22 protein-coding genes are annotated in these 25,370 nt (G+C 59.8%); 9 read left to right on the top strand and 13 right to left on the bottom strand.

Features of this window, described 5'->3' with window-relative positions:
- Nucleotides 1-83: 83 nt before the first annotated feature.
- The 10 genes from lysS to ACZ0A4_RS00430 all read right to left on the bottom strand — a co-directional run bounded on the left by lysS (nucleotide 84) and on the right by ACZ0A4_RS00430 (nucleotide 12,613).
- The gene (lysS, locus tag ACZ0A4_RS00475; protein ID WP_016983551.1) at nucleotides 84-1,586 is read right to left on the bottom strand and encodes a lysine--tRNA ligase; all 1,503 of its coding nucleotides are present in this window, start codon (nucleotides 1,584-1,586) and stop codon (nucleotides 84-86) included.
- A gap of 113 nt (nucleotides 1,587-1,699) precedes the next feature.
- Nucleotides 1,700-2,795, bottom strand: a protein-coding gene (gene prfB, locus ACZ0A4_RS00470) for a peptide chain release factor 2 (protein ID WP_102900567.1) whose coding sequence is annotated in 2 segments (ribosomal slippage) — nucleotides 1,700-2,722 and nucleotides 2,724-2,795 — 1,095 coding nt in all. Because the reading frame shifts where the segments join, the coding sequence is not laid out codon by codon here.
- A 348-nt stretch (nucleotides 2,796-3,143) separates the two neighbouring features.
- Complete coding sequence (locus ACZ0A4_RS00465) at nucleotides 3,144-4,145, bottom strand: response regulator (RefSeq protein WP_141128853.1); 1,002 nt, start codon at nucleotides 4,143-4,145, stop codon at nucleotides 3,144-3,146.
- A 48-nt stretch (nucleotides 4,146-4,193) separates the two neighbouring features.
- Complete coding sequence (gene cheB, locus ACZ0A4_RS00460) at nucleotides 4,194-5,204, bottom strand: chemotaxis-specific protein-glutamate methyltransferase CheB (RefSeq protein ID WP_463572627.1); 1,011 nt, start codon at nucleotides 5,202-5,204, stop codon at nucleotides 4,194-4,196.
- The gene (locus tag ACZ0A4_RS00455; protein WP_463572626.1) at nucleotides 5,201-7,489 is read right to left on the bottom strand and encodes a response regulator; all 2,289 of its coding nucleotides are present in this window, start codon (nucleotides 7,487-7,489) and stop codon (nucleotides 5,201-5,203) included. The genes cheB and ACZ0A4_RS00455 overlap by 4 nt, the downstream gene beginning before the upstream one ends.
- Nucleotides 7,486-8,169 carry a chemotaxis protein CheW gene (locus tag ACZ0A4_RS00450; RefSeq protein ID WP_463572625.1) on the bottom strand — a complete coding sequence of 228 codons (684 nt, stop codon included), beginning with the start codon at nucleotides 8,167-8,169 and terminating at the stop codon, nucleotides 7,486-7,488. Before ACZ0A4_RS00450 ends, ACZ0A4_RS00455 begins: the two co-directional genes overlap by 4 nt.
- Nucleotides 8,166-9,437, bottom strand: a complete 1,272-nt coding sequence (locus tag ACZ0A4_RS00445; protein WP_463572624.1) for a CheR family methyltransferase — start codon at nucleotides 9,435-9,437, stop codon at nucleotides 8,166-8,168. The genes ACZ0A4_RS00450 and ACZ0A4_RS00445 overlap by 4 nt, the downstream gene beginning before the upstream one ends.
- Nucleotides 9,434-9,970: a chemotaxis protein CheW gene (locus tag ACZ0A4_RS00440; RefSeq protein ID WP_141128858.1), complete on the bottom strand. Its 537-nt coding sequence runs from the start codon at nucleotides 9,968-9,970 to the stop codon at nucleotides 9,434-9,436. The genes ACZ0A4_RS00445 and ACZ0A4_RS00440 overlap by 4 nt, the downstream gene beginning before the upstream one ends.
- Nucleotides 9,970-11,592, bottom strand: coding sequence for a methyl-accepting chemotaxis protein (locus ACZ0A4_RS00435; protein ID WP_463572622.1), 1,623 nt, complete (start codon nucleotides 11,590-11,592; stop codon nucleotides 9,970-9,972). The genes ACZ0A4_RS00440 and ACZ0A4_RS00435 overlap by 1 nt, the downstream gene beginning before the upstream one ends.
- A 298-nt stretch (nucleotides 11,593-11,890) precedes the next feature.
- On the bottom strand, nucleotides 11,891-12,613 hold the full coding sequence (locus ACZ0A4_RS00430) for a tellurite resistance TerB family protein (RefSeq protein ID WP_463572620.1): 723 nt from the start codon (nucleotides 12,611-12,613) through the stop codon (nucleotides 11,891-11,893).
- Between the two features lie 176 nt (nucleotides 12,614-12,789).
- Between ACZ0A4_RS00430 and ACZ0A4_RS00425 the strand changes: the two genes are divergently transcribed.
- The 8 genes from ACZ0A4_RS00425 to ACZ0A4_RS00390 all read left to right on the top strand — a co-directional run bounded on the left by ACZ0A4_RS00425 (nucleotide 12,790) and on the right by ACZ0A4_RS00390 (nucleotide 22,888).
- On the top strand, nucleotides 12,790-13,704 hold the full coding sequence (locus tag ACZ0A4_RS00425) for a LysR family transcriptional regulator (protein WP_007967749.1): 915 nt from the start codon (nucleotides 12,790-12,792) through the stop codon (nucleotides 13,702-13,704).
- Nucleotides 13,705-13,835: 131 nt separating this feature from the next.
- Nucleotides 13,836-15,293: a gamma-aminobutyraldehyde dehydrogenase gene (locus ACZ0A4_RS00420; protein WP_186612452.1), complete on the top strand. Its 1,458-nt coding sequence runs from the start codon at nucleotides 13,836-13,838 to the stop codon at nucleotides 15,291-15,293.
- Nucleotides 15,294-15,376: 83 nt separating this feature from the next.
- The gene (ydcS, locus tag ACZ0A4_RS00415) at nucleotides 15,377-16,528 is read left to right on the top strand and encodes a putative ABC transporter substrate-binding protein YdcS (protein WP_463572619.1); all 1,152 of its coding nucleotides are present in this window, start codon (nucleotides 15,377-15,379) and stop codon (nucleotides 16,526-16,528) included.
- Between the two features lie 284 nt (nucleotides 16,529-16,812).
- Nucleotides 16,813-17,850, top strand: coding sequence for an ABC transporter ATP-binding protein (locus ACZ0A4_RS00410; protein WP_463572618.1), 1,038 nt, complete (start codon nucleotides 16,813-16,815; stop codon nucleotides 17,848-17,850).
- Nucleotides 17,851-17,866: 16 nt separating this feature from the next.
- The gene (locus ACZ0A4_RS00405) at nucleotides 17,867-18,787 is read left to right on the top strand and encodes an ABC transporter permease (protein WP_400754107.1); all 921 of its coding nucleotides are present in this window, start codon (nucleotides 17,867-17,869) and stop codon (nucleotides 18,785-18,787) included.
- On the top strand, nucleotides 18,777-19,586 hold the full coding sequence (locus tag ACZ0A4_RS00400; protein WP_158955870.1) for an ABC transporter permease: 810 nt from the start codon (nucleotides 18,777-18,779) through the stop codon (nucleotides 19,584-19,586). Before ACZ0A4_RS00405 ends, ACZ0A4_RS00400 begins: the two co-directional genes overlap by 11 nt.
- 167 nt (nucleotides 19,587-19,753) lie before the next feature.
- On the top strand, nucleotides 19,754-21,178 hold the full coding sequence (locus tag ACZ0A4_RS00395) for a gamma-aminobutyraldehyde dehydrogenase (protein WP_463572616.1): 1,425 nt from the start codon (nucleotides 19,754-19,756) through the stop codon (nucleotides 21,176-21,178).
- Between the two features lie 225 nt (nucleotides 21,179-21,403).
- Entirely contained in the window at nucleotides 21,404-22,888 is a 1,485-nt protein-coding gene (locus tag ACZ0A4_RS00390; protein WP_463572615.1) for an APC family permease, read from the top strand.
- Nucleotides 22,889-22,946: 58 nt separating this feature from the next.
- On the opposite strand, the gene ACZ0A4_RS00385 is transcribed toward ACZ0A4_RS00390, so the two are convergent.
- A complete protein-coding gene (locus ACZ0A4_RS00385; protein WP_007908951.1) occupies nucleotides 22,947-23,504 on the bottom strand; it encodes a hypothetical protein in 558 nt (185 codons plus the stop codon).
- Between the two features lie 5 nt (nucleotides 23,505-23,509).
- Nucleotides 23,510-24,091, bottom strand: a complete 582-nt coding sequence (locus tag ACZ0A4_RS00380) for a ComF family protein (RefSeq protein WP_007908952.1) — start codon at nucleotides 24,089-24,091, stop codon at nucleotides 23,510-23,512.
- 347 nt (nucleotides 24,092-24,438) lie between these two features.
- Between ACZ0A4_RS00380 and ACZ0A4_RS00375 the strand changes: the two genes are divergently transcribed.
- Complete coding sequence (locus ACZ0A4_RS00375) at nucleotides 24,439-24,951, top strand: BRO-N domain-containing protein (protein WP_463572614.1); 513 nt, start codon at nucleotides 24,439-24,441, stop codon at nucleotides 24,949-24,951.
- 49 nt (nucleotides 24,952-25,000) lie between these two features.
- Here the strand turns inward: ACZ0A4_RS00375 and ACZ0A4_RS00370 are convergent, their stop codons facing one another.
- Nucleotides 25,001-25,186, bottom strand: coding sequence for a hypothetical protein (locus tag ACZ0A4_RS00370; protein WP_007908956.1), 186 nt, complete (start codon nucleotides 25,184-25,186; stop codon nucleotides 25,001-25,003).
- Between the last annotated feature and the right edge of the window lie 184 nt (nucleotides 25,187-25,370).

The following is a 25,370-nucleotide window of genomic DNA, read 5'->3' as shown; positions in this document are numbered from 1 at the left end:
TTTCAAAAGTAACCAATTGATACATTTGTACCAGACAGGCAATAAAAAGCCGCCTGTTTTAGGCGGCTTTTCAACTGAAACGTTTACGCTTGCGGTCGCATGTGCGGGAACAGGATCACATCGCGGATCGACGGCGAGTTGGTCAACAACATCACCAGACGATCGATGCCGATGCCTTCACCGGCCGTTGGCGGCATGCCGTACTCCAGCGCGCGCACGAAGTCGGCGTCGTAGTGCATGGCTTCGTCGTCGCCGGCGTCCTTGTCGGCCACCTGCGCCATGAAGCGCTCGGCCTGGTCTTCCGCGTCGTTCAACTCGGAGTAGGCGTTGGCGATTTCACGGCCACCAATGAACAGCTCGAAACGGTCGGTGACGTTCGGGTTGTCGTCGTTACGACGGGCCAGCGGCGACACTTCGAACGGGTACTGAGTGATGAAGTGCGGCTGTTCCAGCTTGTGCTCGACCAGCTCTTCGAAAATCATCACCTGCAGCTTGCCCAGACCTTCGAAGCCCAACACCTTGGCGCCGGCCTTCTTGGCGATGGCGCGGGCCTTGTCGATGTCGTTCAGATCATCGGCGGTCAGCTCAGGGTTGTACTTGAGGATCGAGTCAAACACCGACAGACGCACGAACGGCTCGCCGAAGTGGAACACCTTGTCGCCGTACGGCACGTCGGTGCTACCCAGTACCAGCTGCGCCAGTTCACGGAACAGTTCTTCGGTCAGGTCCATGTTGTCTTCGTAATCGGCGTAAGCCTGATAGAACTCCAACATGGTGAATTCCGGGTTGTGACGAGTCGAAACGCCTTCGTTACGGAAGTTGCGGTTGATCTCAAACACTTTTTCAAACCCGCCAACAACAAGCCGCTTGAGGTACAGCTCAGGCGCGATACGCAAGAACATTTCCATGTCCAGCGCGTTGTGGTGGGTTTCGAACGGCTTGGCCGCCGCGCCGCCCGGAATGGTCTGCAGCATCGGCGTTTCGACTTCGAGGAAGTCGCGCTTCATCAGGAAGCTGCGGATGTGCGCGATCACTTGCGAACGTACGCGGAAGGTCTGGCGCACTTCTTCGTTGACGATCAGGTCAACGTAACGCTGACGGTAGCGCTGCTCGGTGTCGGTCAGGCCGTGATGCTTGTCCGGCAGCGGACGCAGGGATTTGGTCAGCAGACGCACGCTGGTCATTTCAACGTACAGGTCGCCCTTGCCGGAACGCGCCAGGGTGCCTTCGGCAGCAATGATGTCGCCCATGTCCCAGGTTTTCACCGCGGCCAGGGTGTCTTCCGACAGGGTTTTACGGTTGACGTAGACCTGGATGCGACCGGTCATGTCCTGGATCACCATGAACGAGCCACGGTTGAGCATGATGCGACCGGCAACCTTGACCGGGATTGCAGCCTCTGCCAGCTCTTCCTTGGTCTTGTCCGCGTATTTCTTCTGCAGATCTTCGCAGTAGTTTTCGCGGCGGAAGTCGTTCGGGAAGGCGTTGCCCTTGGCGCGCTCGGCAGCCAGCTTTTCCTTGCGCAGGGCGATCAGGGAGTTTTCTTCCTGTTGCAGGGCTTGCGGGTCGAGTTGTTGGTCGCTCATGTCTTTAGATATTCCATCAGGTTCGTTGCCCCCGGGCCTTGCGGCTCGGGGATCGCCAGCAGGCTGGCTCCTACAGGGATCGGCTTGAATAAGCCGATCCTGTAATGCGTCTTTTACAGCCCGGACTTCAGGCTGGCATACAGGTATTCGTCGATATCACCGTCGAGTACCTTGTCGCAGTCGCTGCGTTCGATGTTGGTGCGCAGATCCTTGATCCGCGACGCATCAAGCACGTACGAGCGAATCTGGTGACCCCAGCCGATATCCGACTTGGTGTCTTCCAGCGCTTGCGACGCGGCGTTGCGTTTCTGCATTTCCTGCTCGTACAACTTGGCCCGCAGCATTTTCATGGCGGTGTCCTTGTTGGCGTGCTGGGAACGTTCGTTCTGGCAACTGACCACGGTGTTGGTCGGTACGTGAGTGATACGTACGGCCGAGTCGGTGGTGTTTACGTGCTGACCACCGGCACCGGAGGAACGATAGGTGTCGATCCGCAGGTCTGCCGGGTTGATTTCGATTTCGACCTTGTCATCGATCTCTGGCGAGACGAACACCGCGGAGAACGAGGTGTGGCGACGGTTGCCGGAGTCGAACGGGCTCTTGCGCACCAGACGGTGCACGCCGATTTCAGTACGCAGCCAGCCAAAGGCGTATTCGCCCTTGATGTGCACGGTCGCACCTTTGATACCGGCGACTTCACCGGCCGACAGTTCCATGATGGTCGCGTCGAAGCCACGCTTGTCCGCCCAGCGCAGGTACATGCGCAGGAGGATGTTGGCCCAGTCCTGGGCTTCGGTGCCGCCGGAGCCGGCCTGGATGTCCAGGTACGCGTTGTTCGGGTCCATTTCATGGCTGAACATGCGGCGGAATTCCAGCTTGGCCAGATTTTCCTCGAGACGGGCCAGCTCGGCGACGACATCGCCCACTGCGCCTTCGTCGTTTTCTTCGACGGCCATGTCCAGCAGGTCGCGGCAATCGGCCAGACCGCCGTTCAGTTCGTCGAGGGTATCGACGATCTGTGCCAGCGCGGCGCGCTCGCGACCCAGTTCCTGGGCGTATTCAGGTTTGTTCCAGACGCTCGGATCTTCAAGCTCGCGATTGACTTCAGTCAGACGCTCATGCTTTTGATCGTAGTCAAAGATACCCCCGAATAGTTTCGGAGCGCTCGGACAGGTCCTTGATGGTGTTCAGGATCGGGTTGATTTCCATGACGGGCAGCACTCGTTGGCGAACTTTTGAAAGCCGGCGAGTATAACGTAATCAGGCTGTGACGGCAGCCCGTCTGGCGGCTCCGGGGGTGAATGGCTTGAGGTTTCTGTGTGAGTCGAGATTGACAGCCCTCACCCTAGCCCTCTCCCGGAGAGAGAGGGGACCGTTTGGGGGATATTCGGGAGGTACGCCGACGTGAAAGGGCTTTGCTGAATCCGGAAGTGCCAAGCTTACAGATCCATAATCGCCGAGGTCTTTCAGGTCGATGTAGGACCAAAGACACCTCGGTCGGCCCCTCTCCCTCCGGGAGAGGGCTGGGCGGGCGGCGTTCCGATGAGGGGAAAGCCGTTACTCGATCCCGACCTGATTACGCCCGTTGTTCTTGGCCAGGTACAGGCCCCGGTCCGCCGCCGAAATCAGCAACCGGCAATCACTGCCCGCCTGCGGCACCATCGTTGCCAGACCAATACTGATCGTCAGGCTCGCGCCTTCAGCCGGTGCGTTGTGCGGAATATTCAGCGCGGCCACGGTCTGACGCAATTTCTCTGCAACCAGCCGCGCACCACCCGGCGAGGTGTTCGGCAACACCAGCACAAACTCTTCACCGCCATAACGCGCAGGCAGGTCCGATGGTCGCGCGCTGGCATCACGGATCGCCGTGGCGACCTTGCGCAGCGCTTCATCGCCTTCAACGTGACCAAAACTGTCGTTGTAGGACTTGAAGTAATCAACATCGATCATCAACAACGACAACTGGCTCTGATCACGCAGCGAACGGCGCCACTCCAGCTCCAGGTATTCGTCAAAGTGGCGGCGGTTGGACAGCCCGGTCAAGCCATCGGAGTTCATCAGGCGTTGCAACACCAGATTGGTGTCGAGCAATTGCTGCTGACTGACCCGCAGCGCGCGGTACGCGGCATCGCGTTGCAACAGCGTCATGTAAGAGCGCGAGTGATAGCGAATGCGCGCCACCAGTTCGATGGTGTCCGGCAGTTTCACCAGATAATCGTTGGCCCCGGCGGAGAACGCCGCGCTTTTGATCAGCGGGTCTTCCTTGGTCGACAGGACAATGATCGGAATGTCCTTGGTCGCCGGGTGATTGCGGTATTCGCGCACCAGGCTCAGGCCGTCGAGGCCGGGCATCACCAGGTCCTGCAGGATCACCGTCGGTTTGATCCGCACGGCTTGGGCGATTGCCTGATGAGGGTCCGAGCAAAAGTGAAAGTCGATATTCTCTTCATTCGACAGCCCACGGCGCACGGCTTCGCCAATCATCGCCTGATCGTCCACCAACAACACCATGGCGGCGTTTTCGTCGGTTTTAATGTCGTCGATCTGTAAGTCATTCATGGGCGGTCACCTGAGTACTGCGGGGGTCAGGATTGCGGATAAACCTGTTCATTTTGGGAAAACCTCCAGCAATCGTGACGCTATCTTTTCCAGTGGACGGATTTCAACGGCAGCATCAATGGCCGCAGCGGCTTTGGGCATGCCGTACACCGCACTGCTTTGCTGATCCTGCGCGATGGTCAAGTAGCCCTGTTGGCGCATGAGCTTAAGCCCTTGCGCCCCGTCGCGTCCCATCCCGGTCAATAAAACCCCGACGGCGTCGCCATTCCAATAACTGGCGACACTCTCGAAAAACACGTCGATCGAGGGCCGATAGATTTCGTTGACCGGCTCGGCGGTGTAGGCCAGCGTGCCATTTTTCAACAGGCGAATATGGTGGTTGGTGCCGGCCAGCAGCACCGCGCCCGCTTGCGGCGGTTCGCCTTCGCGGGCCAGGCGCACATCGAGGCCGCTGGCGCTGGCCAGCCATTCGGCCATCCCGGCAGCGAAGACCTGATCGACATGCTGCACCAGCACGATGGCCGCCGAAAAATCCTTCGGCAAGCCTTTGAGCAGCACTTCCAGTGCCGCCGGCCCGCCTGCGGATGAGCCGATCGCCACCAGCCGCTGACATGAACCAGAGCTGCGCTGGGCCGTCGGTGCCGGACGCGAACGTTGCGGCTTGTCGCCGATCAGCCAGCCAATATTGAGGATCTTGCGCAGCAATGGCGCCGCGGCTTCCCGAGCATCACCGGCACCGAGGGCCGGGGTATCGACCACGTCCAGCGCGCCGTGGCCCATGGCTTCAAAGACCCGGTGCACGTTCTGCTGGCGATCGACCGTCACAATGACGATGGCACACGGGGTTTCAGCCATGATCCGGCGGGTGGCTTCGACGCCGTCCATCACCGGCATGATCAGATCCATGAGGATCAGATCCGGGGTGTTTTCGGCGCACAGTTGCACCGCTTCGGCGCCGTTGCGGGCGACCCAGACCACCTGATGCGCCGGTTCGAAAGCCAGCGCCCGGCGCAGTGCCTCCACCGCCATGGGCATGTCGTTGACGATTGCGATCTTCATGCCCGCGCTCCTCCGATAAGCTCGACCACTGCGTCGAGCAGGGCGTCGTCATGAAAACTGGCTTTGGCTAAATAATAGTCCGCCCCGGCATCGAGTCCACGGCGGCGATCCTCTTCCCGATCCTTGTACGACACGACCATCACCGGCAGCGATTGCAGACGATTGTCGCGGCGCAGCAGGGTGACCAGCTCGATGCCGTCCATGCGCGGCATGTCGATGTCGGTGATCAGCAAATCGAAGTCCTCCGAACGCAGTGCGTTCCAACCATCCATGCCGTCCACCGCCACCGCGACGTCGTAGCCGCGATTGAGCAGCAGTTTGCGTTGCAGCTCGCGCACGGTCAGCGAGTCGTCGACCACCAGCACCCGTTTACGCGCAGCTTCTGCGGCCTGATTGCCGTGGCGTGCGATGCGTTCAAGGCGCCCGGTATTGAGCAGTTTGTCCACCGAACGCAGCATGTCTTCGACGTCGACAATCAATACCACCGAACCGTCGTCGAGCAAGGCCCCGGCGGAGATGTCCTGCACTTTGCCCAGACGCTCGTCGAGTGGCAAGACCACCAGCGTGCGCTCGCCAATGAAGCGCTCCACGGCAACGCCATAAACCGCATCGCGCTCGCGGATCACCACGACTTTGAGAGTTTCGCCGCTGTTCTGGCTGGCCGGACGGTTAAGCAACTGGCTGGCCGCGACCAGCCCGACGTGCTGGCCTTCGTGCCAGAAATGCTGACGGCCCTCGACCTGCACGATGTCTTCCGGGGCCAGATCGCACATGCGTTCGATGTGCGCCAGCGGGAAGGCGTAGGCCTCTTCGCCGACTTCCACCACCAGACTGCGCACCACCGACAAGGTCAGCGGCACTTCCAGATGGAAGCGACTGCCCTCGCCCGCCGTCTGTTCCAGCACCACGGCGCCGCGCAACTGGCGGACCATGTGTTGAACGGCATCGAGGCCGACACCCCGGCCAGACACTTCGGTGACGGTGTCACGCAAGCTGAAACCGGGGAGGAACAGGAACGTCAGCAGTTCTTCTTCGCTTAACTGCGCCGCCGTTTCCGCTGGGGATAACTGCCGCTCAATGATGCTGCGGCGGACCTTTTCCAGATCGACGCCGTTGCCGTCATCACTCAATTCCAGCACCAGCAGACCGGCCTGATGCGAGGCACGCAGGCGGATCAGGCCTTCTTCGGATTTGCCTTTTAGCAGGCGTTGTTCCGGGGTTTCGATGCCGTGATCGACGGCATTGCGCAGCAAATGGGTCAGCGGCGCTTCGAGCTTTTCCAGCACATCGCGATCGACCTGGGTTTTCTCGCCTTCGATCTCCAGGCGTACCTGTTTGCCAAGGCTGCGGCCCAGATCGCGGACCATGCGCACCTGACCGGTGAGGACATCGGCGAATGGTCGCATGCGACAGGCCAACGCCGTGTCGTAGAGCACTTGCGCACGCTGACTGGCCTGCCAGGCGAATTCGTCCAGCTCGGCGTTTTTCTCGCTCAGTAGCTGCTGGGATTCGGCGAGCAAACGGCGCGCGTCTTCCAAGGCTTCCAGCGCTTCAAGGCTCAGCGCGTGCTCCTTGAGGTGGACGTTAAGATTTTCCAGCGCCCGCAGACCGTTGTTCTGCATGCGTTTGAGGCGTTGCATGGTCGCCAGATGCGGCTTGAGCCGCTGGGTTTCCACAAGCGATTTGCTCGACAGATCGAGCAGGCTGTTCAGGCGCTCGGCGGTGACACGCAAGACACGCTCACCACCTTCGGTGGAGCGTTTGCTTTTGCGTGGCGTCGGCTCGGAGGGCTCGACCGGCGCGTCCATGACCGGAGCTGGCGCGGGTTCAAAGACCGGCGGCGCTTCAAGTTGCAATTCGGCCATCGGCGGTGCAATCAGCGTTGCCGGCGGTGCCGACGGATCGAGCAAACCCGCCATCAACGCCACATAAGCTTCAATATCGCTCGCTTGCGGCGCATTCGCTGGCGTGGCGATGCGCATCAGCAAATCGGTGCCCTGCAACAACGCATCAATGTGCTCGGGCCGCAGCAACAACCGCCCTTCCTGCGCGCAGACCAGACAATCTTCCATGACATGAGCGACGCTGACGCCGCTGTCGATACCGACTATCCGCGCCGCACCCTTGAGCGAGTGCGCCGCGCGCATGCACGATTCCAGTTGATCGGCCTGGGTCGGATTACGCTCCAGCGCCAGCAGCCCGGCGCTGAGGACTTGGGTCTGCGCTTCGGCTTCGAGACTGAACAGCTCGAGCAGCGAGGCGTCGCGCATTTGCTCGGGGGTCATGTGAGGCTCCGGGTCACGGCGGACAACAGCTGTTCTTCATCCAGCCAACGCAGGCTGCGACCGCGATATTGCAGAACGCCACGGGTGTATTTGGCACTGGCTTGCGCGCCGGACTGCGAGGCGGCATCGAGAATGCGCTCGTCGATGGCGTGAATGCCGTCAACTTCATCCACCGGCACCACCACCGGTCCGCCATGGGCGGCGATGATCAGCATGCGCGGCATGATTCGCGCCCCCGTGGCCGGCGCGGCGTTGCCATCCAGATCGAGCAGTTCGACCAGCGACAGGCACGCCACCAGCGCGCCGCGCACATTGGCCACGCCGAGCAAGGCGCGCGAGCGCTGGTGCGGTAACGAGTGAATCGCCTGCAGCGGTGCGACCTCAACGAGACTGCGCGTCGCCAGCCCCAGCCATTCTTCGCCGAGACGGAACATCAACAGCGAGCGGGTTTTCACATCGCTTTCCACGGCGATCGCCACCGGATCACGCTCATCCTGCTGCAACGCATAACGATCAAGCAGGCGCGTGGCGGCGGCGGAATACACCGAGCAATTACGGCAATGAATATGCTCTTCCAGCAGCGGGCAGGACTTTTCGCCATGAATGCCGATGCGGTTCCAGCAATCATCGATGGCCCGGGCATCTTCGTGGGTGACGTTAAAGGTGTCGGACGCGATCATCGTTTACGCTCACTGTCGGCGGTGCGGCCGCTGCGGGCGGCGCGCTCCTGCAATCGTCTGGCACCCGCCGTATCGCCCTGAGCCTGTAGCAGCGCAGCCAGGTGCATCAACGCTTCGGGGTGTTGCGGTTCGAGGTACAACGCTTTGCGATAGAAACCCTGCGCTTCGAGGGTCAGGCCGGCGACATCGCTGAGCAGGCCGAGCCAGTAAAACACCTGGGCCACCGGCTCGTGGCTGCGCAAATACTGTTCGCAGGCAGCGCGGGCCTCGGCACTTTTGCCTTCATTGGCCAATGCAGCGATGTTGGCCAGCAGGGTCGCCGCGTCCGGGTTGGCGCTTTTGCTGGCGGTCGGCAGTGGCGTTACGGCGGCAAACGGTCGAGTGCGCACCGGTGCTGGCGGCGTGCTGCGAGGCGGTTGGCTGACCGGCACCACGACGGGCTTGGGCGTTGGCAACGGCTCGGGGTGCGGATCGCTGTGGCGACTGAACGCAAACGACTGCGGGATACCGATTGAACGCATGCCCAAACGTCCGAGCAGACTGCCCTCGGCCGGGCCGATAAACAGCACGCCGTCGAAATGAGTCAGGCGTTTGAGCACCTCGAACACCAGTTTTTGCGTTGGCTGATCGAAATAGATCAGCAGGTTGCGGCAGAACACGAAATCGAACGCCGGCTCGCTGGCCAGCAGCGTCGGATCGAGCACATTACCGACCTGCAAACGCACCTGCTCACGCACATCGTCATTGACTCGATGGCCTTCTTGCTCAGACGTAAAATGCCGGTCGCGAAAGTCCAGATCCTGACCGCGAAACGAATTCTTGCCATACAACGCACGCAGCGCTTTCTCCACCGACAGTGGGCTGACGTCCATGCCATCGACCTTGAACTGATGCGGTTTGAGCCCGGCATCGAGCAAGGCCATGGCGATCGAATAGGGTTCTTCGCCGGTTGAACATGGCAGGCTGAGAATACGCAGCGCACGCATGTTGTTCAGCTCGGCCAGGCGATTGCGCGCCAGTTTGCCCAGCGTGGCGAAGGATTCCGGGTAACGGAAAAACCACGTTTCCGGGACGATCACTGCTTCGATCAGCGCCTGCTGTTCGTCCCGCGAGCCTTGCAGTAACTGCCAGTACTCATCGGCATGTGCGGCTTGCGAAAGTGTTGTGCGCTGGCGCACGGCGCGCTCAATGATCGCCGGACCCACCGATGTAACATCGAGGCCGATGCGTTCCTTGAGGAAGTCGAAAAAGCGCTGATCGCTGCTCATGACTGCGCCTCAAGCTGCGCCGGATTCAGCGGCGGATCGGGGAACAGCAAGGCGCGCACGGCGTTATCGAGCAAGTCCTTGACCCGCACCCACTGCACCAATCCCTGGGCATCTTCGCGCACCGGGCCGAGGTAAGGCGCCTCGCGGTTGTCGAGGCCATAAGGCTGAAATTCCTGCGGATGGCAACGCAGGGTGTCGGTGGCCTGTTCGAGAATCAGCCCGAGCCATTGCGCCGGTTGCGACTCTTCAGGCTGGTAATTCACCAGCACCAGCCGCGTACTGGTGCGCGCCTCAGCGGGATGGCCGAAGGTCAACGCACTGAGGTCAATCACCGGCACTACCGCGCCACGATAGGCGAACACCCCGGCGACCCATTGCGGTGCCCGGGCAATCGGCTTCAACGGCAGGCGCGGCAGCACCTCCGCCACTTCGGTAGCGCGCAAGGCGTAACGCTCGCTGCCGATGCGAAACAGCAGAAACAACGCCGGCTTCGCCACTGGCGCAGCGCCGCGTTTGGCGATGATGTCGCTCATCAGACTTTAAATCGCGAAACGCCACTGCGCAGCCCGACGGCCACCTGGCTCAGTTCGTCGATGGCGAAACTGGCCTGACGCAGCGACTCGACCGTCTGGCTGCTGGCGTCGCCCAACTGCACCAGCGCATGGTTGATCTGCTCGGCGCCGGTGGCCTGGGCCTGCATGCCTTCGTTAACCATCAACACCCGCGGCGCCAGCGCCTGCACCTGATGGATGATCTGCGACAGCTGTTCGCCGACTTGCTGCACTTCGGACATGCCCCGGCGCACCTCTTCAGAGAACTTGTCCATGCCCATCACACCCGCCGACACTGCCGACTGGATCTCGCGGACCATTTGCTCGATGTCGTAAGTGGCGACAGCGGTCTGATCTGCAAGTCGCCGCACTTCGGTGGCAACCACGGCAAAACCACGGCCGTATTCACCGGCCTTCTCGGCTTCAATCGCGGCATTGAGCGACAACAGGTTGGTCTGGTCGGCGACTTTGACGATGGTCACCACCACCTGGTTGATGTTGCCGGCCTTCTCATTGAGGATCGCCAGTTTGGCGTTGACCAGATCGGCCGCGCCCATCACCGAGTGCATGGTGTCTTCCATGCGCGCCAGACCTTGCTGGCCGGAGCCTGCCAGCACGGAAGCCTGATCGGCAGCGGTGGAGACTTCGGTCATGGTGCGCACCAGATCCCGCGAAGTGGCGGCGATCTCACGGGACGTTGCGCCGATTTCGGTGGTGGTCGCTGCGGTTTCGGTAGCGGTGGCCTGCTGTTGCTTGGAGGTGGCGGCGATTTCGGTCACCGAGGTGGTCACCTGCACCGACGAACGCTGGGCTTGGGACACCAGCGCGGTCAGCTCGGTCATCATGTCGTTGAAGCCGGTTTCGACGGCGCCGAACTCATCCTTGCGCTCAAGGTTCAGACGTGAACTGAGATCGCCGGTGCGCATGGTTTCGAGGATCTCCACGATGCGGTTCATCGGCGCCATGATTGCGCGCATCAACAACAGACCGCACAGGCCGGCAGCCAGAACGGCAACCAACAGGGAAATGAACATGCTGACTTTGGCGGCGGCCACGGCATCGTCGATATTGTTCATGGCCTGATCGGCGACCTTCTTGTTTTCGCCGATGATGTCGTTGAGCTTCATGCGCCCGGAATACCAGGCGGGCGTGAGCTTTTCGTGGAACATCTTCACCGCATCCGCTTCCAGATTGCGCTTGTGCAGGTCCAGCACGGCATTCTGAATCTGGATGTAGGCGTCGTGGTACTTCTCGAACGCGGCAAACTCGAGACGATCCTCGTCGGTCGCCATGGTCTTGCGATAGTTCTCCATCTGCTCCTGCAGACGCGCCTCGAACGCCTCGTAGTCCGCCGCGTCCTCGCTGGAAATCCCCTGGCCTTCCTTGAGCCCGAGCAGTTCCTGAGTCTGCAGATAGCTGTCGACCCACGCGCCGCGAATCATCGAGCTGTAATAGACGCCGGGAATCGCGTCATCTCGCACGCTGTTTTCACTGGCCTCGATCTTCAACAGCCGTGAATAGGAAACGACGACCATCAGCAACATGATGGCGATAATCACCGCAAAGCTCGCCAAAATGCGTTGGCGCAACGTCCAGTTCTTCACAGTGATTCCTCGTGCCTAGTCGAAATGCGGGGAGTATAGCCGAGGGCGGTGTTTCATTTATAAGACGCTTTTTAACCCTCGGGCCTGTCCGGCGGGATTGGCGGGAAGGCTCTGGGGTGGGACTGTCCGACAATTCGGGGTTGCCGTGCCAGTGGGGTAATAGCAAAAAGGGGCGATGGATCGGTCATGGCTGTCGCTGCGCGGCGGAAAAATGCCTTCGCGAGCAAGCTCGCTCCCACCTTGGTACGCAACACCCTGTGGGAGCAAGCGAGCTTGCTCGCGAAGGGGCCAGCCGGATTTACACCGATGCGATGCGCACTTGTTTTTCCAGTTCCACCTTCAACCCCGGCTCCAGTTTCAACTGGCGCGCCAGTTCATCGAGGTATGACTTCTCCATAAAATTTTCCTCATCCACCAACATCACACTGGCGATGTACATTTCTGCCGCCATCTCCGGCGTACTCGCAGCTCGGGCGACGTCGGTCGGGTCGAGGGGTTTGTTGAGTTCGGCGTGCAGCCAGTGTTGCAGTTCCCGGTCGTTATCGAGTTTGGTGAATTCGCCTTCGATCAGTTGGCGTTCACGATCATCGATATGGCCATCAGCTTTGGCAGCGGCTACCAGCGCTTTGAGAATGGCTTGGCTGTGTTGCTCGGCTTGCGCCGGTGGCAAGCGGTCGAGGGTTTGCGGTTCACCCTGTGGGGCCGTGCCTTTTTGCGCGTTGTAGTTGCCGTAGGCCTTGTAGGCCAGTACGCCCAGCGCGGCCAGCCCGCCGTAGATCGCGACTTTACCGCCGACCTTGCGCACTTTCTTGTTACCGAGCAGCAAACCCATCGCGCCCGCCGCTAACGCCCCGCCGCCGGCCCCGGACAGCAGGCTGCCGAGGCCACCGGAGCCTGAAGCGCCGCCGAGCAAACCGCCCAAGCCACCGGCAGCCGGTTTGTTCTGTGTTCCGCCAGCCTTGTTCTGCAACAGATCCTGGCCGGACTTGAGCAGTTGATCGAGCAATCCACGGGTGTTCATGTTCCGCCTCCAAACAGGGGTTATCCGGATCTATAAGGCCCTCAGCCTAGTTCGAAAGTGCCCCTGCGCTGCTTGCGAGTGTGCTTCCAGATGTTGCTCGGTACGCCCAAGCCGTTCGGGAAAATAGATATACACTCAGGCCAATCTATAAAATCCGCGCACTGGGTACCTGTCTCATGATGACCTTGCGTCAGATCCGTCACTTTATCGCCGTAGCCGAGACCGGTTCGATCTCCGCCGCCGCGCAAACCGCGTTCATTTCCCAGTCGACCCTGACCCTGGCCATTCAGCAACTGGAAGAGGAAATCGGCGTCAGTCTGTTCAGTCGACACGCCAAAGGCATGACCCTTACGCACCAAGGTCATCAATTCCTACGCCAGGCGCACTTGATTCTTGCGACCGTCGATAACGCCAAGCGCAGCCTGCAACAAAGTACCGATCAGGTCGCCGGGCAGTTGATCGTCGGCGTGACCAGCCTCGTCGCCGGTTATTACCTGGCGGATCTGCTCACGCGTTTTCAGCGCGCGTACCCCAATGTCGAAATCAGAGTGATGGAGGACGAGCGCCCTTACATCGAGCATTTGCTGGTCAGTGGCGAGATCGATGTCGGCGTATTGATCCTCTCCAACCTCGAAGACCGCCACGCCTTGCAGACCGAAGTGCTGACCCACTCGCCGCACCGTTTGTGGCTGCCAGCGCAGCACCCATTGCTGGAACACGACAGCATCAATCTCGCTGACGTCGCCCGCGAACCGTTGATTCAACTCAACGTCGATGAAATGGATCGCAACGCCCAGCGGCTGTGGCGCGGCGCCGGGCTGCAGCCAAAAATCACCTTGAGAACCGCCTCGACCGAGGCCGTGCGAAGTCTGGTCGCCGCCGGTTTGGGCGTGTCGATCCAGCCGGACATGACCTATCGCCCATGGTCACTGGAAGGCGACATCATCGAAGCGCGGCCCATCGCCGACCTCAATCAGACGCTGGACGTAGGTTTGGCCTGGCGCCGTGGCACTGCGCGCCCCGCTCTCGTCGATCCATTCCTGACCGTGGCCCGTGAGCAACCCCACGGCGGACGCAAGCCATCTATTTAATCGAACGCTGACTTCAGTATTTAGCATTTGTCGACCTCGGAGCCGCGCACTAGTCTTGCTGCATCTATAAGACGGTCGGCTCCCGGTTTCAGTGAGCAACAATGGCCACACAAGAAAAGAGATCGCGGAAAATGGCTGGCGCGCAAACCCCGATGTGTACCGCGTTGTTGATCGATGGCGAATTGGTCGCCGGGGAAGGTTTCGTCGAGCCGATTCTCAACCCCGCCACCGGTGAAATCCTCACGCACATCGCCGAGGCCAGCACCGAGCAAGTCGAAGCCGCCATCCTCGCCGCCCACCGCGCCTTCGCCGAATGGTCGCGCACCACGCCGCAGCAACGTTCCAACCTGCTGCTCGACATCGCCAATGCCGTGGAAAAACACGCCGATCACCTCGCCCGTCTCGAATCGCTGAACTGCGGCAAGCCGTTGCACCTGGCGCGTCAGGACGATTTGACGGCGACCGTCGATGTATTCCGTTTCTTCGCCGGCGCGGTGCGTTGCCAGACTGGTCAGTTGAGCGGCGAATACCTGCCGGGCTACACCAGCATGGTCCGTCGCGATCCGATTGGCGTGGTCGCCTCGATTGCGCCGTGGAATTACCCGATCATGATGGCCGCGTGGAAAATCGCCCCGGCCCTCGCCGCCGGCAACACGCTGGTGTTCAAGCCCTCCGAACACACGCCGCTGTCGATCCTCGCCCTGGCGCCAGCGCTGGCTGAAATCCTCCCGCGCGGGGTGATCAACATCATCTGCGGTGGCGGCGAAGGCGTCGGCAGCCATCTGGTTGGCCACGCGAAAGTGCGCATGGTCTCGCTGACCGGCGATATCGTCACCGGGCAGAAAATCCTCCAGGCCGCCGCAAAAACCCTGAAACGCACGCACCTCGAACTCGGCGGCAAAGCCCCGGTGATCGTCTGCAACGACGCCGATATCCAGGCCGTGGTCGACGGCGTGCGCACTTACGGTTACTACAACGCCGGCCAGGACTGCACCGCCGCGTGCCGGATCTACGCGCAGGCCGGGATTCACGACAAATTGGTTGCCGAACTCGGCGCCGCCGTCAGCAGCCTGCGCTTCGCCGGCAAACGTGACGCTGACAACGAGATTGGCCCGCTGATCAGCACCCGCCAACGCGATCGGGTGGCCAGCTTCGTCGAGCGCGCCCTCGGTCAGCCGCACATCGAACGCGTGACCGGTGCGGCGGTGCATTCCGGCGCCGGTTTCTACTACCAACCGACGCTGCTCGCCGGTTGCAAACAGAGCGACGAAATCGTCCAGCGCGAAGTGTTCGGCCCGGTGGTCACCGTGACCCGTTTCGACGAACTCGCGCAAGCCGTCGACTGGGCCAATGATTCGGAATACGGCCTCGCCTCGTCGGTGTGGACGCAGAATCTGGACAAGGCGATGCAAGTCGCCGCGCGCTTGCAGTACGGCTGCACGTGGATCAACAGCCATTTCATGCTGGTCAGCGAGATGCCCCACGGCGGGCTGAAACGCTCCGGCTACGGCAAAGACTTGTCCAGTGATTCGCTGCAGGACTACAGCGTGGTGCGGCACATCATGGCCCGCCACGGCCAGCATCTCTGACTACGCTAATAACAAGCCGTTAACGGCATGCTTCACTGCGTTCACAACTGCCCCGACCATAATTTAAAGAAGAGGGTTCAACCATGTTCGTGCACAAGACCGCACTGCTCAGTGCAATCACCACGGCCCTGCTGGCCAGTGCCAGCCTGCAAGCTGCCGAGCCGCTGAAGGCTGTCGGCGCTGGCGAGGGTCAGCTGGATATCGTTGCGTGGCCGGGCTACATCGAACGTGGCGAGAGCGACAAGGCTTACGACTGGGTCACCGGTTTCGAAAAGGAAACCGGCTGCAAGGTCAATGTGAAGACCGCTGCAACCTCCGACGAAATGGTCAGCCTGATGGCCAAGGGCGGTTACGACCTGGTCACCGCTTCGGGCGATGCCTCGCTGCGGTTGATCGTCGGCAAGCGTGTGCAACCGATCAACACCGCGTTGATTCCGAACTGGAACACCCTCGACCCGCGCCTGAAAGACGCGCCGTGGTACGTGGTCAACCAGCAGACTTACGGCACCCCGTACCAGTGGGGCCCGAACGTGTTGATGTACAACACCAACGTGTTCAAAACCGCGCCGACCAGTTGGAACGTGGTGTTCGCCGCGCAGGATCTGCCCGACGGCAAAGCGAACAAGGGCCGCGTGCAGGCCTATGACGGCCCGATCTACATCGCCGATGCGGCGCTGTATCTGAAATCGACCAAGCCTGAACTAGGCATCAAAGACCCGTACCAACTCACCGAAGATCAATACAAAGCCGTGCTCGACCTGCTGCGCGCGCAGCAGCCGTTGATCCACCGCTACTGGCATGACACCACGGTGCAGATGAGCGATTTCAAAAACGAAGGCGTGGTCGCGTCGAGCGCGTGGCCGTATCAGGTCAACGGTTTGATGAACGAGAAGCAGCCGATCGCTTCGACCATTCCGAAAGAAGGCGCTACGGGCTGGGCTGATACCACCATGTTGCACGCCGAGGCCAAGCACCCGAACTGCGCGTACAAGTGGATGGACTGGTCGCTGAAGCCGAAAGTCCAAGGTGATGTGGCGGCGTGGTTTGGTTCATTGCCAGCGGTGCCGGCGGCGTGCAAGGAGAGCGAATTGCTCGGCGCTGAAGGTTGCAAGACCAACGGTTTCGACCAGTTCGACAAGATCGCCTTCTGGAAAACCCCGCAGGCTGAAGGCGGCAAGTTTGTGCCGTATAGCCGCTGGACCCAGGACTACATCGCGATCATGGGCGGCCGCTAAGCCCGGGAGCAACTCGGTCGAGCTCCCTTTCCCCCTCGCCCCCCTGGGGGAGAGGGCTGGGGTGAGGGGGTAGCTTTTGACCTTGCCCTTGATCTCAGAGCAACGGCCAATAAAGCCACCCTCACCCCCCGCCCTCTCCCGGAGGGAGAGGGAGAGGGAGCTAAAAGCGGATCGCATCTCGTCCGCCGAAGGTGTGAGTTAAGCAAACCGTAAAACGTTTCAGATTTTTCAGAAGTCCAGGCAGGGCCGCTGCGACGGCCTTCGCCTTTTTGGAGCACCGCACCATGACGCTTGCAGTCCAGTTCACCAACGTTTCCCGGCAGTTCGGCGACGTAAAAGCCGTTGACCGGGTTTCCATCGATATCGAGGACGGCGAGTTCTTTTCCATGCTCGGCCCATCCGGCTCGGGCAAAACCACCTGCCTGCGCCTGATCGCCGGGTTCGAACAACCGAGCGCCGGCTCGATCCGTATCCACGGCGCCGAAGCGGCCGGGTTGCCGCCGTATCAACGTGACGTCAACACGGTGTTTCAGGATTACGCACTGTTCCCGCACATGAACGTTCTCGACAACGTCGCCTACGGTTTAAAGGTCAAAGGCGTCGGCAAAACCGAGCGTCATAAACGCGCCGAAGAAGCCTTGGACATGGTCGCCCTCGGCGGTTATGGCGCGCGTAAACCTGTGCAATTGTCCGGCGGTCAGCGCCAGCGCGTGGCCCTCGCCCGCGCCTTGGTCAATCGCCCGCGCGTGCTGTTGCTCGATGAACCTCTGGGCGCGCTCGATTTGAAATTGCGCGAACAAATGCAAAGCGAATTGAAGAAGCTGCAACGCCAGCTCGGCATCACCTTCATCTTCGTCACTCACGATCAAACCGAAGCGCTGTCGATGTCCGACCGTGTCGCCGTGTTCAACAAGGGCCGCATCGAACAGGTCGACACGCCACGCAATTTGTACATGAAACCGACCACTACATTTGTCGCTGAATTCGTCGGCACCTCGAACGTGATTCGCGGCGATCTGGCCCGCCAAATCAGCGGCCATCCGCAGCCATTTTCGATCCGTCCGGAACACGTGCGTTTCGCCGAAGGCCCGCTGGCCAGTCACGAGATCGAAGTCAGCGGTCTGCTCCACGATATCCAGTATCAGGGCAGCGCCACGCGCTATGAATTGAAGCTGGAAAACGGCCAGACCCTGAGCATCAGCCACGCCAACAATCAGTGGATCGACAGCAGCGCACAGCATCAGACCGGCCAGCGCCTGAGCGCGCGTTGGGCGCGGGAAGCGATGATTGCGCTGCACGACACCGTGGCGAGCGGGGTGTGACATGAGCACGCTCGCGATGACAACATCGCCGCCATTGCGCAGGTTTTCCAACCTGCTCTACCGCAAGCCGAATCTATATCTTTCGATGCTGCTGGTACCGCCGCTGCTGTGGTTTGGCGCGATCTATCTCGGCTCGTTGCTGGTGCTGTTGTGGCAGGGTTTCTACACCTTCGACGACTTCACCATGGCGGTCACCCCTGACCTGACCCTGGCGAATTTTGCCGCGCTGTTTCAGCCATCGAACTTCGACATCATCCTGCGCACGTTGAGCATGGCCATCGTCGTGTCGATCGCCAGCGCTATCGTCGCGTTCCCGATTGCCTACTACATGGCGCGCTACACCACAGGCAAGACCAAGGCGTTTTTCTACATCGCGGTGATGATGCCGATGTGGGCCAGTTACATCGTCAAAGCGTATGCGTGGACATTGCTGTTGGCCAAGGGCGGCGTGGCGCAGTGGTTTGTGCAGCACTTGGGATTGGAGCCGGTGTTGCAGTTCATTCTGGGGATTCCCGGGGTGGGCGGCAGCACCTTGTCGACCTCGCATCTGGGGCGGTTCATGGTGTTCGTTTATATCTGGCTGCCGTTCATGATCCTGCCGATTCAGGCGTCGCTGGAACGTCTGCCGCCATCGCTGTTGCAGGCCTCCGCAGACCTTGGCGCCAAGCCACGTCAGACCTTTATGCAGGTGATTTTGCCGCTGTCGATTCCAGGCATCGCCGCCGGTTCGATCTTCACGTTTTCGCTGACCCTGGGCGACTTCATCGTGCCGCAACTGGTCGGGCCGCCGGGGTACTTCGTCGGCAGCATGGTGTACGCACAGCAAGGTGCGATCGGCAACATGCCGATGGCAGCGGCGTTTACGTTGGTGCCGATTGTGTTGATCGCGGTTTACCTGTCCATCGTCAAACGACTGGGGGCTTTCGATGCGCTCTGAGAAAGCATCATTAGGCTTAAAGATCGCAGCCTGGGGCGGGTTGGTGTTTCTGCACTTCCCGATCCTGATCATCTTTCTTTACGCCTTCAACACCGAGGAAGCCGCGTTCAGTTTTCCGCCGAAGGGCTTCACGTTGCACTGGTTCAGTGTGGCGTTCTCGCGGCCGGATGTTTTGGAGTCGATCAAGCTCTCACTACAGATCGCAGCGATCGCCACGTTGATTGCGATGGTGCTCGGCACGCTCGCATCGGCAGCGTTGTATCGCCGTGATTTCTTCGGCAAACAGGGTATTTCGCTGATGCTGATTTTGCCGATTGCGTTGCCGGGGATCATCACCGGGATCGCGCTGCTGGCGACGTTCAAAACGCTGGGGATCGAGCCGGGGATGTTCACCATCATCGTCGGCCACGCGACCTTCTGCGTGGTGATCGTCTACAACAATGTTATCGCCCGCCTGCGCCGTACTTCGCACAGTCTGATCGAGGCCTCGATGGACCTCGGCGCCGATGGCTGGCAGACGTTTCGCTACATCATCCTGCCGAACCTCGGTTCGGCCTTGCTGGCGGGCGGCATGTTGGCGTTTGCGCTGTCGTTCGACGAAATCATCGTTACCACGTTCACCGCCGGGCATGAACGCACGTTGCCGTTGTGGCTGCTCAACCAACTGAGCCGGCCACGGGATGTGCCAGTGACCAACGTCGTCGCGATGCTGGTGATGATGGTGACCATGCTGCCGATTCTCGGCGCGTATTACCTGACACGTGGTGGCGAGAGCGTCGCCGGTAGCGGCGGTAAATGAATATCTAACCGATATCCACTTTCCCCTGTGGGAGCGAGCTTGCTCGCGAAGAGGCCAAGACATTCAACATTGATGTCGACTGACACACCGCCTTCGCGAGCAAGCTCGCTCCCACAGGGTTTCGGTTTCTTCAGAAAAATAACAATTGCTACAAAGAGGACAAAAGCATGCAAACCAAACTCTTGATCAACGGCCAACTGGTCAATGGCGAAGGCCCGGCGCAACCGGTGCTCAACCCTTCGCTTGGCGAAGTGCTGGTAGAGATCAACGAAGCCACTGAAGCTCAGGTCGACGCCGCCGTGCGCGCCGCCGATAACGCCTTCGCCGACTGGTCGCAAACCGCACCGAAAGACCGTTCGCTGCTGCTGCTCAAACTCGCCGACGCCATCGAAGCCCACGGCGAAGAACTGGCCAAACTGGAATCCGACAACTGCGGCAAACCCTACAACGCCGCGCTGAACGACGAGATTCCGGCGATTGCTGACGTATTCCGTTTCTTCGCCGGCGCCAGCCGTTGCATGAGCGGTTCGGCCGGTGGCGAATACCTGCCGGGCCACACGTCGATGATCCGTCGCGACCCGGTCGGCGTGATCGCCTCCATCGCGCCGTGGAACTACCCGCTGATGATGGTCGCCTGGAAAATCGCCCCAGCGCTGGCTGCCGGTAATACCGTGGTGCTCAAACCGTCGGAACAAACCCCGCTGACCGCATTGCGTCTGGCCGAACTGGCGTCGAAAATCTTCCCCGCCGGTGTACTCAATCTGGTATTTGGTCGCGGTCCTACCGTTGGCAGTCCGTTGGTCACCCATCCGAAAGTGCGCATGGTTTCGCTGACCGGCTCCATCGCCACGGGCGCCAACATCATTTCCAGCACTGCCGACAGCGTTAAACGCATGCACATGGAGTTGGGCGGCAAGGCGCCGGTGATCATCTTCGATGACGCCGATATCGATGCTGCGGTGGATGGCATTCGCACCTTCGGTTTCTACAACGCCGGGCAGGATTGCACTGCCGCGTGCCGGATCTATGCGCAGCAAGGCATCTACGACAAGTTCGTCGAGAAGCTCGGCGCAGCGGTCGGCAGCATCAAATACGGTTTGCAGGATGATCCGTCGACTGAACTGGGGCCGCTGATCACTGCGCAACATCGCGACCGTGTTGCCGGGTTTGTCGAGCGTGCTGTGGCGCAGTCGCACATTCGTTTGATCACTGGCGGCAAGGCTGTCGAGGGCAATGGTTTCTTCTTTGAACCGACGGTGTTGGCCGATGCGCAGCAGGACGACGAAATCGTTCGTCGCGAAGTGTTTGGGCCGGTGGTTTCGGTGACCAAGTTCACCGATGAAGCGCAGGCGCTGGAGTGGGCCAACGATTCGGACTACGGCCTTGCGTCCTCTGTGTGGACGGCAGATGTAGGACGTGCGCACCGCATGTCGGCGCGTTTGCAGTACGGCTGCACGTGGGTGAACACGCACTTCATGCTCGTCAGCGAAATGCCCCATGGCGGTCAGAAATTGTCCGGTTACGGGAAGGACATGTCCATGTACGGGCTGGAGGACTACACCACGGTTCGGCATGTGATGTTCAAGCATTAACAGCGAAAAGATCGCAGCCTGCGGCAGCTCCTACATGATGGACGCCGCTCTTCTGTAGGAGCTGCCGCAGGCTGCGATCTTTTCCGCGACACACGGACGATGTCGGCGATCCACCACCAGGCTTCACCGAAACCAAAACAATAACTACCGACCCGGGCGGCGCCCACAAAGCCCCGCCACGGCCCCGGCCATCCGAAATCTGCCGATTTCACGGAGCAAACACACATGAGTTCCTCACCCGATCTCGCCACAGCCGTTGCCGACAGCGATGCCGAACAACTGCGCAAACTGGGCTACACCTCGAACTTCAACCGCAGCATGAGCCTGTGGGAAAACTTCGCTTTGGGCTTCACTTATCTGTCACCGGTCGTAGGGGTTTATACCCTCTTCGGCCTGTGCCTCGCCGCTGGCGGCCCACCGATGTTCTGGGCCTACTTGCTGGTCGGTTGCGGCCAATTGCTGGTGTGCCTGATCTTCGGCGAAGTGGTCTCGCAGTTCCCGATTTCCGGCGGCGTTTACCCTTGGGCACGCCGCTTGGTCGGTAAGAAATGGGCATGGATGGTCGGCTGGATCTACTCCATCGCCCTCTGCGTCACCATCGCTGCGGTCGCCGTCGGCGCTGGCCCGTATCTGGCCGCCATGCTCGGTTTTGAGCCGAGCAACAACACCAACATCGTCATCGCGCTGGTGCTGACCCTGTTCGCCACACTGGTCAACCTCAGCGGCACCAAAGTGCTGGCGCGCATCGCCATGTTCGGCTTCCTCTGCGAACTGGTTGGCGCAGTGATCGTCGGCGTTTACCTGCTGGTGTTCGAACGCCATCAACCGCTGAGCGTGCTGTTCAACACCTTCGACATCAGCGTCGACGGCTCGTACCTGCCGGCCTTCCTCACTGCTTCGCTGGCAGGGATGTTCCTTTACTACGGCTTCGAGGCCTGCGGCGACGTCGCCGAAGAAACCCCGAACCCGAGCGCGAAAATCCCGGTGGCCATGCGCATGACCATCTACATCGGCGGCATCGCGGCGATGTTCGCCTGCCTGGCGCTGATCCTCGCCGTGCCGGACATGCAAGCCGTGATCAACGGCACCGACAAAGACCCGGTCACCACCATCCTCAACAACGCCTTCGGCCCGGTCGGTTCGAAAGTAGTGATGGGCGTGGTGATGATTTCTTTCATCTCCTGCGTCATCAGCCTACAAGCCGCGGCGAGCCGTCTGCTGTACTCCTACGCTCGCGATGAAATGGTCATCGGCAGCCGACTGCTGAAAAAGATTTCTCCTACCACCCAAGTACCGGTTGCCGCACTGTTCGTGTCCGGCGTCCTGCCGGCCCTGATCATCGCCCTCGGCTTCTTCATGCAAGACGCCGTGGCCACCATCGTCAGCTTCGCCGCCATAGGCATCTACCTCGCGTTCCAGATGATCGTGCTGGCCGCGCTGTACGCCCGCAGCAAAGGCTGGAAAGCGAGCGGCAAATTCACCCTCGGCGCCTGGGGCTGGCCAGTGAACATCGGCGCGCTGGTGTATGGCATTGGCGCAATCATCAACATGGCCTGGCCACGTACGCCGGATGCGGCGTGGTACGTGAACTATGCGATGGTGTTGAGCACCGCAATCGTGATTGGCTTGGGCTTGGTTTACATGTGGATTGGCAAGCCGTATGACCATGGCAAGGCGCCGGCTGGGGATGCGTGGAAGGTGAGTCGCTAAGAGCCTGTGATCCCGGCACCGACAAGGTGCCGGGGTTCAGGCAAGCCGTGAAACATCATCAAAAAGAAAGCTCTGCCTGATCGTGCTTCAACAGGGAAATACGGTCGAACAGTTTGATTTTTTCATTGGCTTTTTGCTTGGCGTGATCGGACATGAATGCAATCAACTCTTCGAGCTGACTAACGTCTCCGACTACTTTGAATTGCTTTTCCTTGTTGACGAAAACAAGCGACTTCTTCTTTCTCGACAACAATTCAATGACGTTGCTGAGCGTACCGGTGCTCTTTGCATCCCAGATCATCAAGCCGTAGTCAGCCGCTTCGGCCATGACGACGTCTTTCTCGGTGAAGAAAGCTCTCGACCCTTTGGAATGCTTGGAGTCGACTGTTCTGGCGGGCCAGTGCCCTAGGTTGTTCCTCGGCGCCGAACCGCTGCAGAACACCGTGGTTCTGGATCGTTCGAGACTCAGCAGGTACTCCTGAATGGAGGTATCGGCGCCCCCAGCATCACCCACCACCACCTCAAAATCTGACGCTACGATATTATTGATGCGCTCTTTAACCTTCGGATCAAGGTTCTTGATGTTGATAGAGCCGGCAATAAATACAGTCGTCATTGAATTCACTTCCAAGTTAGCGCTGCGACGTAAATTTTCCCTACCTTCGGATATTTACGCAAAACAGCGCAGGCCGCGTCCATGGACGCCCCGCTATCAAACAAATCATCTACAACCAAAACATTCCAGCGCCCATCAGTGGTGATTTCATCATTGACGCTGAAACTGTCTCCAATCGCAGCAACCTTGTCTGCTTTCGAATGCAAATCCTTGAGCGACTTTCCCGTGGTCGCTTTTCGAAGCAAATCCGAGAAAACCGGCCGACCGATAATTCGTCCCAACGCCTGGGCAACCTCAGTTACCGGTTGTCGCTGACGAATATTTGAAGCAGGCATAGGCACTACAAACCCGACCTGATCCAGTTTTGGGAAGACATTTGTCGCTACTGCCTGAGCAAGTGGGCTGACCTGAGTCCAGTCCTTCTGGTATTTGAGCCGGTAGGTCGCCTCGCCAATCTCAGTGCGCTGATTATCGAAGCATGGGTGTCCGCGATCATCGTTGCCAAGAAAGGTACTACTTACCATGTGTTTGTCCAGCACCCAGCCCTGATCCCAAGGGCCGTTGATCTGCTTGAGAGACACCTTCATTGAATTCTCCGTTATTCCTAACAATCCTTTGAGCCCTGAAACCAAGGGCCGAGCATCTGCAGCGATGCGCAAGATTCAAACAAATAACGGAAAAAACACTGGTTAGGGACGGGCTCGCTGGCACCTATGCAAAAACAGGCATTTCCTACAGATACGACCCTCAGAGATAAATCCTCTTTCCTACAGAAGGTATCGATAGAGCCGACTTGGCGTAGTAGGTGGCTAGCCGATAGGCTTTCTCTCGGCAGCGAAATCAGCGGCCCGGTGTCGGAGCCGGAGTAAATATCAAAACGGCGTGACCGCACTCATTTGAGTGGCGGCTCTATTCTCAATATTGGAGTCGAAAAATGCCTAACCACGTACAAATTCCTTCTGAAAGCTCCGCTTTCTTCACCCCCATCGTCTTCACCCGCCACAACCGTTTCCTCCACGCCTTCATGCAAGATCACGAAACCTGGTTCTGTGTTCAGGATCTCGGTCGCTTGATGGGCTATCCGCTGAACGAACGCCTTACTCTGAAACTCGATCCCGACCAGCGTCGCCATGTCCTTCTGCGTCGGGACGGCGAAATCATCGATTGCGCGATGGTCAGCGAATCCGGCCTGTTCGCCCTGCTCGTCCATCACTTCGTCCCGGAAAACCGACACCTGCGCCAATGGCTGAGCCATGAAGTCATCCCGATGCTGCGCGAAACCCAATCAAGCCCTGTGGAAAACCACCCGAGCTTGAGCTCAATGCATTGGGCAGGCGTTACCGTGCCGCTGCTGCACTGGCAACAGCAGGCGTGGGTCAAATGGCGGGATGTGCCGGAGTTGATGCGCGGCCAGCGGCCGTATCCAGTCCTGGGAACGTGTAGCTGATCCAAATAAAAAGGGGCGGACCTTTCAGTCCGCCCCTTTTTATTTCCACTCAAAACCGCGAAACACTCCGCATCGCATCCACCAGATACCGCATCGCAATCCGGTCATTCTCCGAAAGCTCCCGATATCGCTCAACCAGCTTCACTTCGTCAGAGCTGAGCCGACGCCTTTTGCGGCCGCTGCCCAGGCAGGGAAAGATGCCCAGCATGTCGGTGATCCCTTGTATTTTTGCCATGGACGATGTCCTTCAATACTTCAAAGAATTGCTAAACCACCACATCGCCCTGCCCCTTACAGCAGCGCCGTGTGCCCTACCGGTCAGATGGGTCGCACCGGTCATGCCCATAGAATAGAAATTAAATCGACGCTGAAAAGCGGTTTTTAGAGTAATTAGTCGAAAAAAGCAGATATGCCGTGTA

This window comes from Pseudomonas sp. AC172, from assembly GCF_979258595.1.
The sequence above is the reverse complement of the archived record's forward strand: the minus strand, read 5'-3'. Positions and strand labels throughout refer to the sequence as shown.

Excerpts from the sequence above, each read along its gene's own strand:
- lysS (WP_016983551.1), bottom strand. The coding sequence starts at position 1,586 with ATGAGCGACCAACAACTCGACCCGCAAGCCCTGCAACAGGAAGAAAAC.
- ACZ0A4_RS00465 (WP_141128853.1), bottom strand. The coding sequence starts at position 4,145 with ATGAATGACTTACAGATCGACGACATTAAAACCGACGAAAACGCCGCC.
- cheB (WP_463572627.1), bottom strand. The coding sequence starts at position 5,204 with ATGAAGATCGCAATCGTCAACGACATGCCCATGGCGGTGGAGGCACTG.
- ACZ0A4_RS00455 (WP_463572626.1), bottom strand. The coding sequence starts at position 7,489 with ATGACCCCCGAGCAAATGCGCGACGCCTCGCTGCTCGAGCTGTTCAGT.
- ACZ0A4_RS00450 (WP_463572625.1), bottom strand. The coding sequence starts at position 8,169 with ATGATCGCGTCCGACACCTTTAACGTCACCCACGAAGATGCCCGGGCC.
- ACZ0A4_RS00445 (WP_463572624.1), bottom strand. The coding sequence starts at position 9,437 with ATGAGCAGCGATCAGCGCTTTTTCGACTTCCTCAAGGAACGCATCGGC.
- ACZ0A4_RS00440 (WP_141128858.1), bottom strand. The coding sequence starts at position 9,970 with ATGAGCGACATCATCGCCAAACGCGGCGCTGCGCCAGTGGCGAAGCCG.
- ACZ0A4_RS00430 (WP_463572620.1), bottom strand. The coding sequence starts at position 12,613 with ATGAACACCCGTGGATTGCTCGATCAACTGCTCAAGTCCGGCCAGGAT.
- ACZ0A4_RS00425 (WP_007967749.1), top strand. The coding sequence starts at position 12,790 with ATGATGACCTTGCGTCAGATCCGTCACTTTATCGCCGTAGCCGAGACC.
- ACZ0A4_RS00420 (WP_186612452.1), top strand. The coding sequence starts at position 13,836 with ATGGCTGGCGCGCAAACCCCGATGTGTACCGCGTTGTTGATCGATGGC.
- ydcS (WP_463572619.1), top strand. The coding sequence starts at position 15,377 with ATGTTCGTGCACAAGACCGCACTGCTCAGTGCAATCACCACGGCCCTG.
- ACZ0A4_RS00410 (WP_463572618.1), top strand. The coding sequence starts at position 16,813 with ATGACGCTTGCAGTCCAGTTCACCAACGTTTCCCGGCAGTTCGGCGAC.
- ACZ0A4_RS00405 (WP_400754107.1), top strand. The coding sequence starts at position 17,867 with ATGACAACATCGCCGCCATTGCGCAGGTTTTCCAACCTGCTCTACCGC.
- ACZ0A4_RS00400 (WP_158955870.1), top strand. The coding sequence starts at position 18,777 with ATGCGCTCTGAGAAAGCATCATTAGGCTTAAAGATCGCAGCCTGGGGC.
- ACZ0A4_RS00395 (WP_463572616.1), top strand. The coding sequence starts at position 19,754 with ATGCAAACCAAACTCTTGATCAACGGCCAACTGGTCAATGGCGAAGGC.
- ACZ0A4_RS00390 (WP_463572615.1), top strand. The coding sequence starts at position 21,404 with ATGAGTTCCTCACCCGATCTCGCCACAGCCGTTGCCGACAGCGATGCC.
- ACZ0A4_RS00385 (WP_007908951.1), bottom strand. The coding sequence starts at position 23,504 with ATGACGACTGTATTTATTGCCGGCTCTATCAACATCAAGAACCTTGAT.
- ACZ0A4_RS00380 (WP_007908952.1), bottom strand. The coding sequence starts at position 24,091 with ATGAAGGTGTCTCTCAAGCAGATCAACGGCCCTTGGGATCAGGGCTGG.
- ACZ0A4_RS00375 (WP_463572614.1), top strand. The coding sequence starts at position 24,439 with ATGCCTAACCACGTACAAATTCCTTCTGAAAGCTCCGCTTTCTTCACC.
- ACZ0A4_RS00370 (WP_007908956.1), bottom strand. The coding sequence starts at position 25,186 with ATGGCAAAAATACAAGGGATCACCGACATGCTGGGCATCTTTCCCTGC.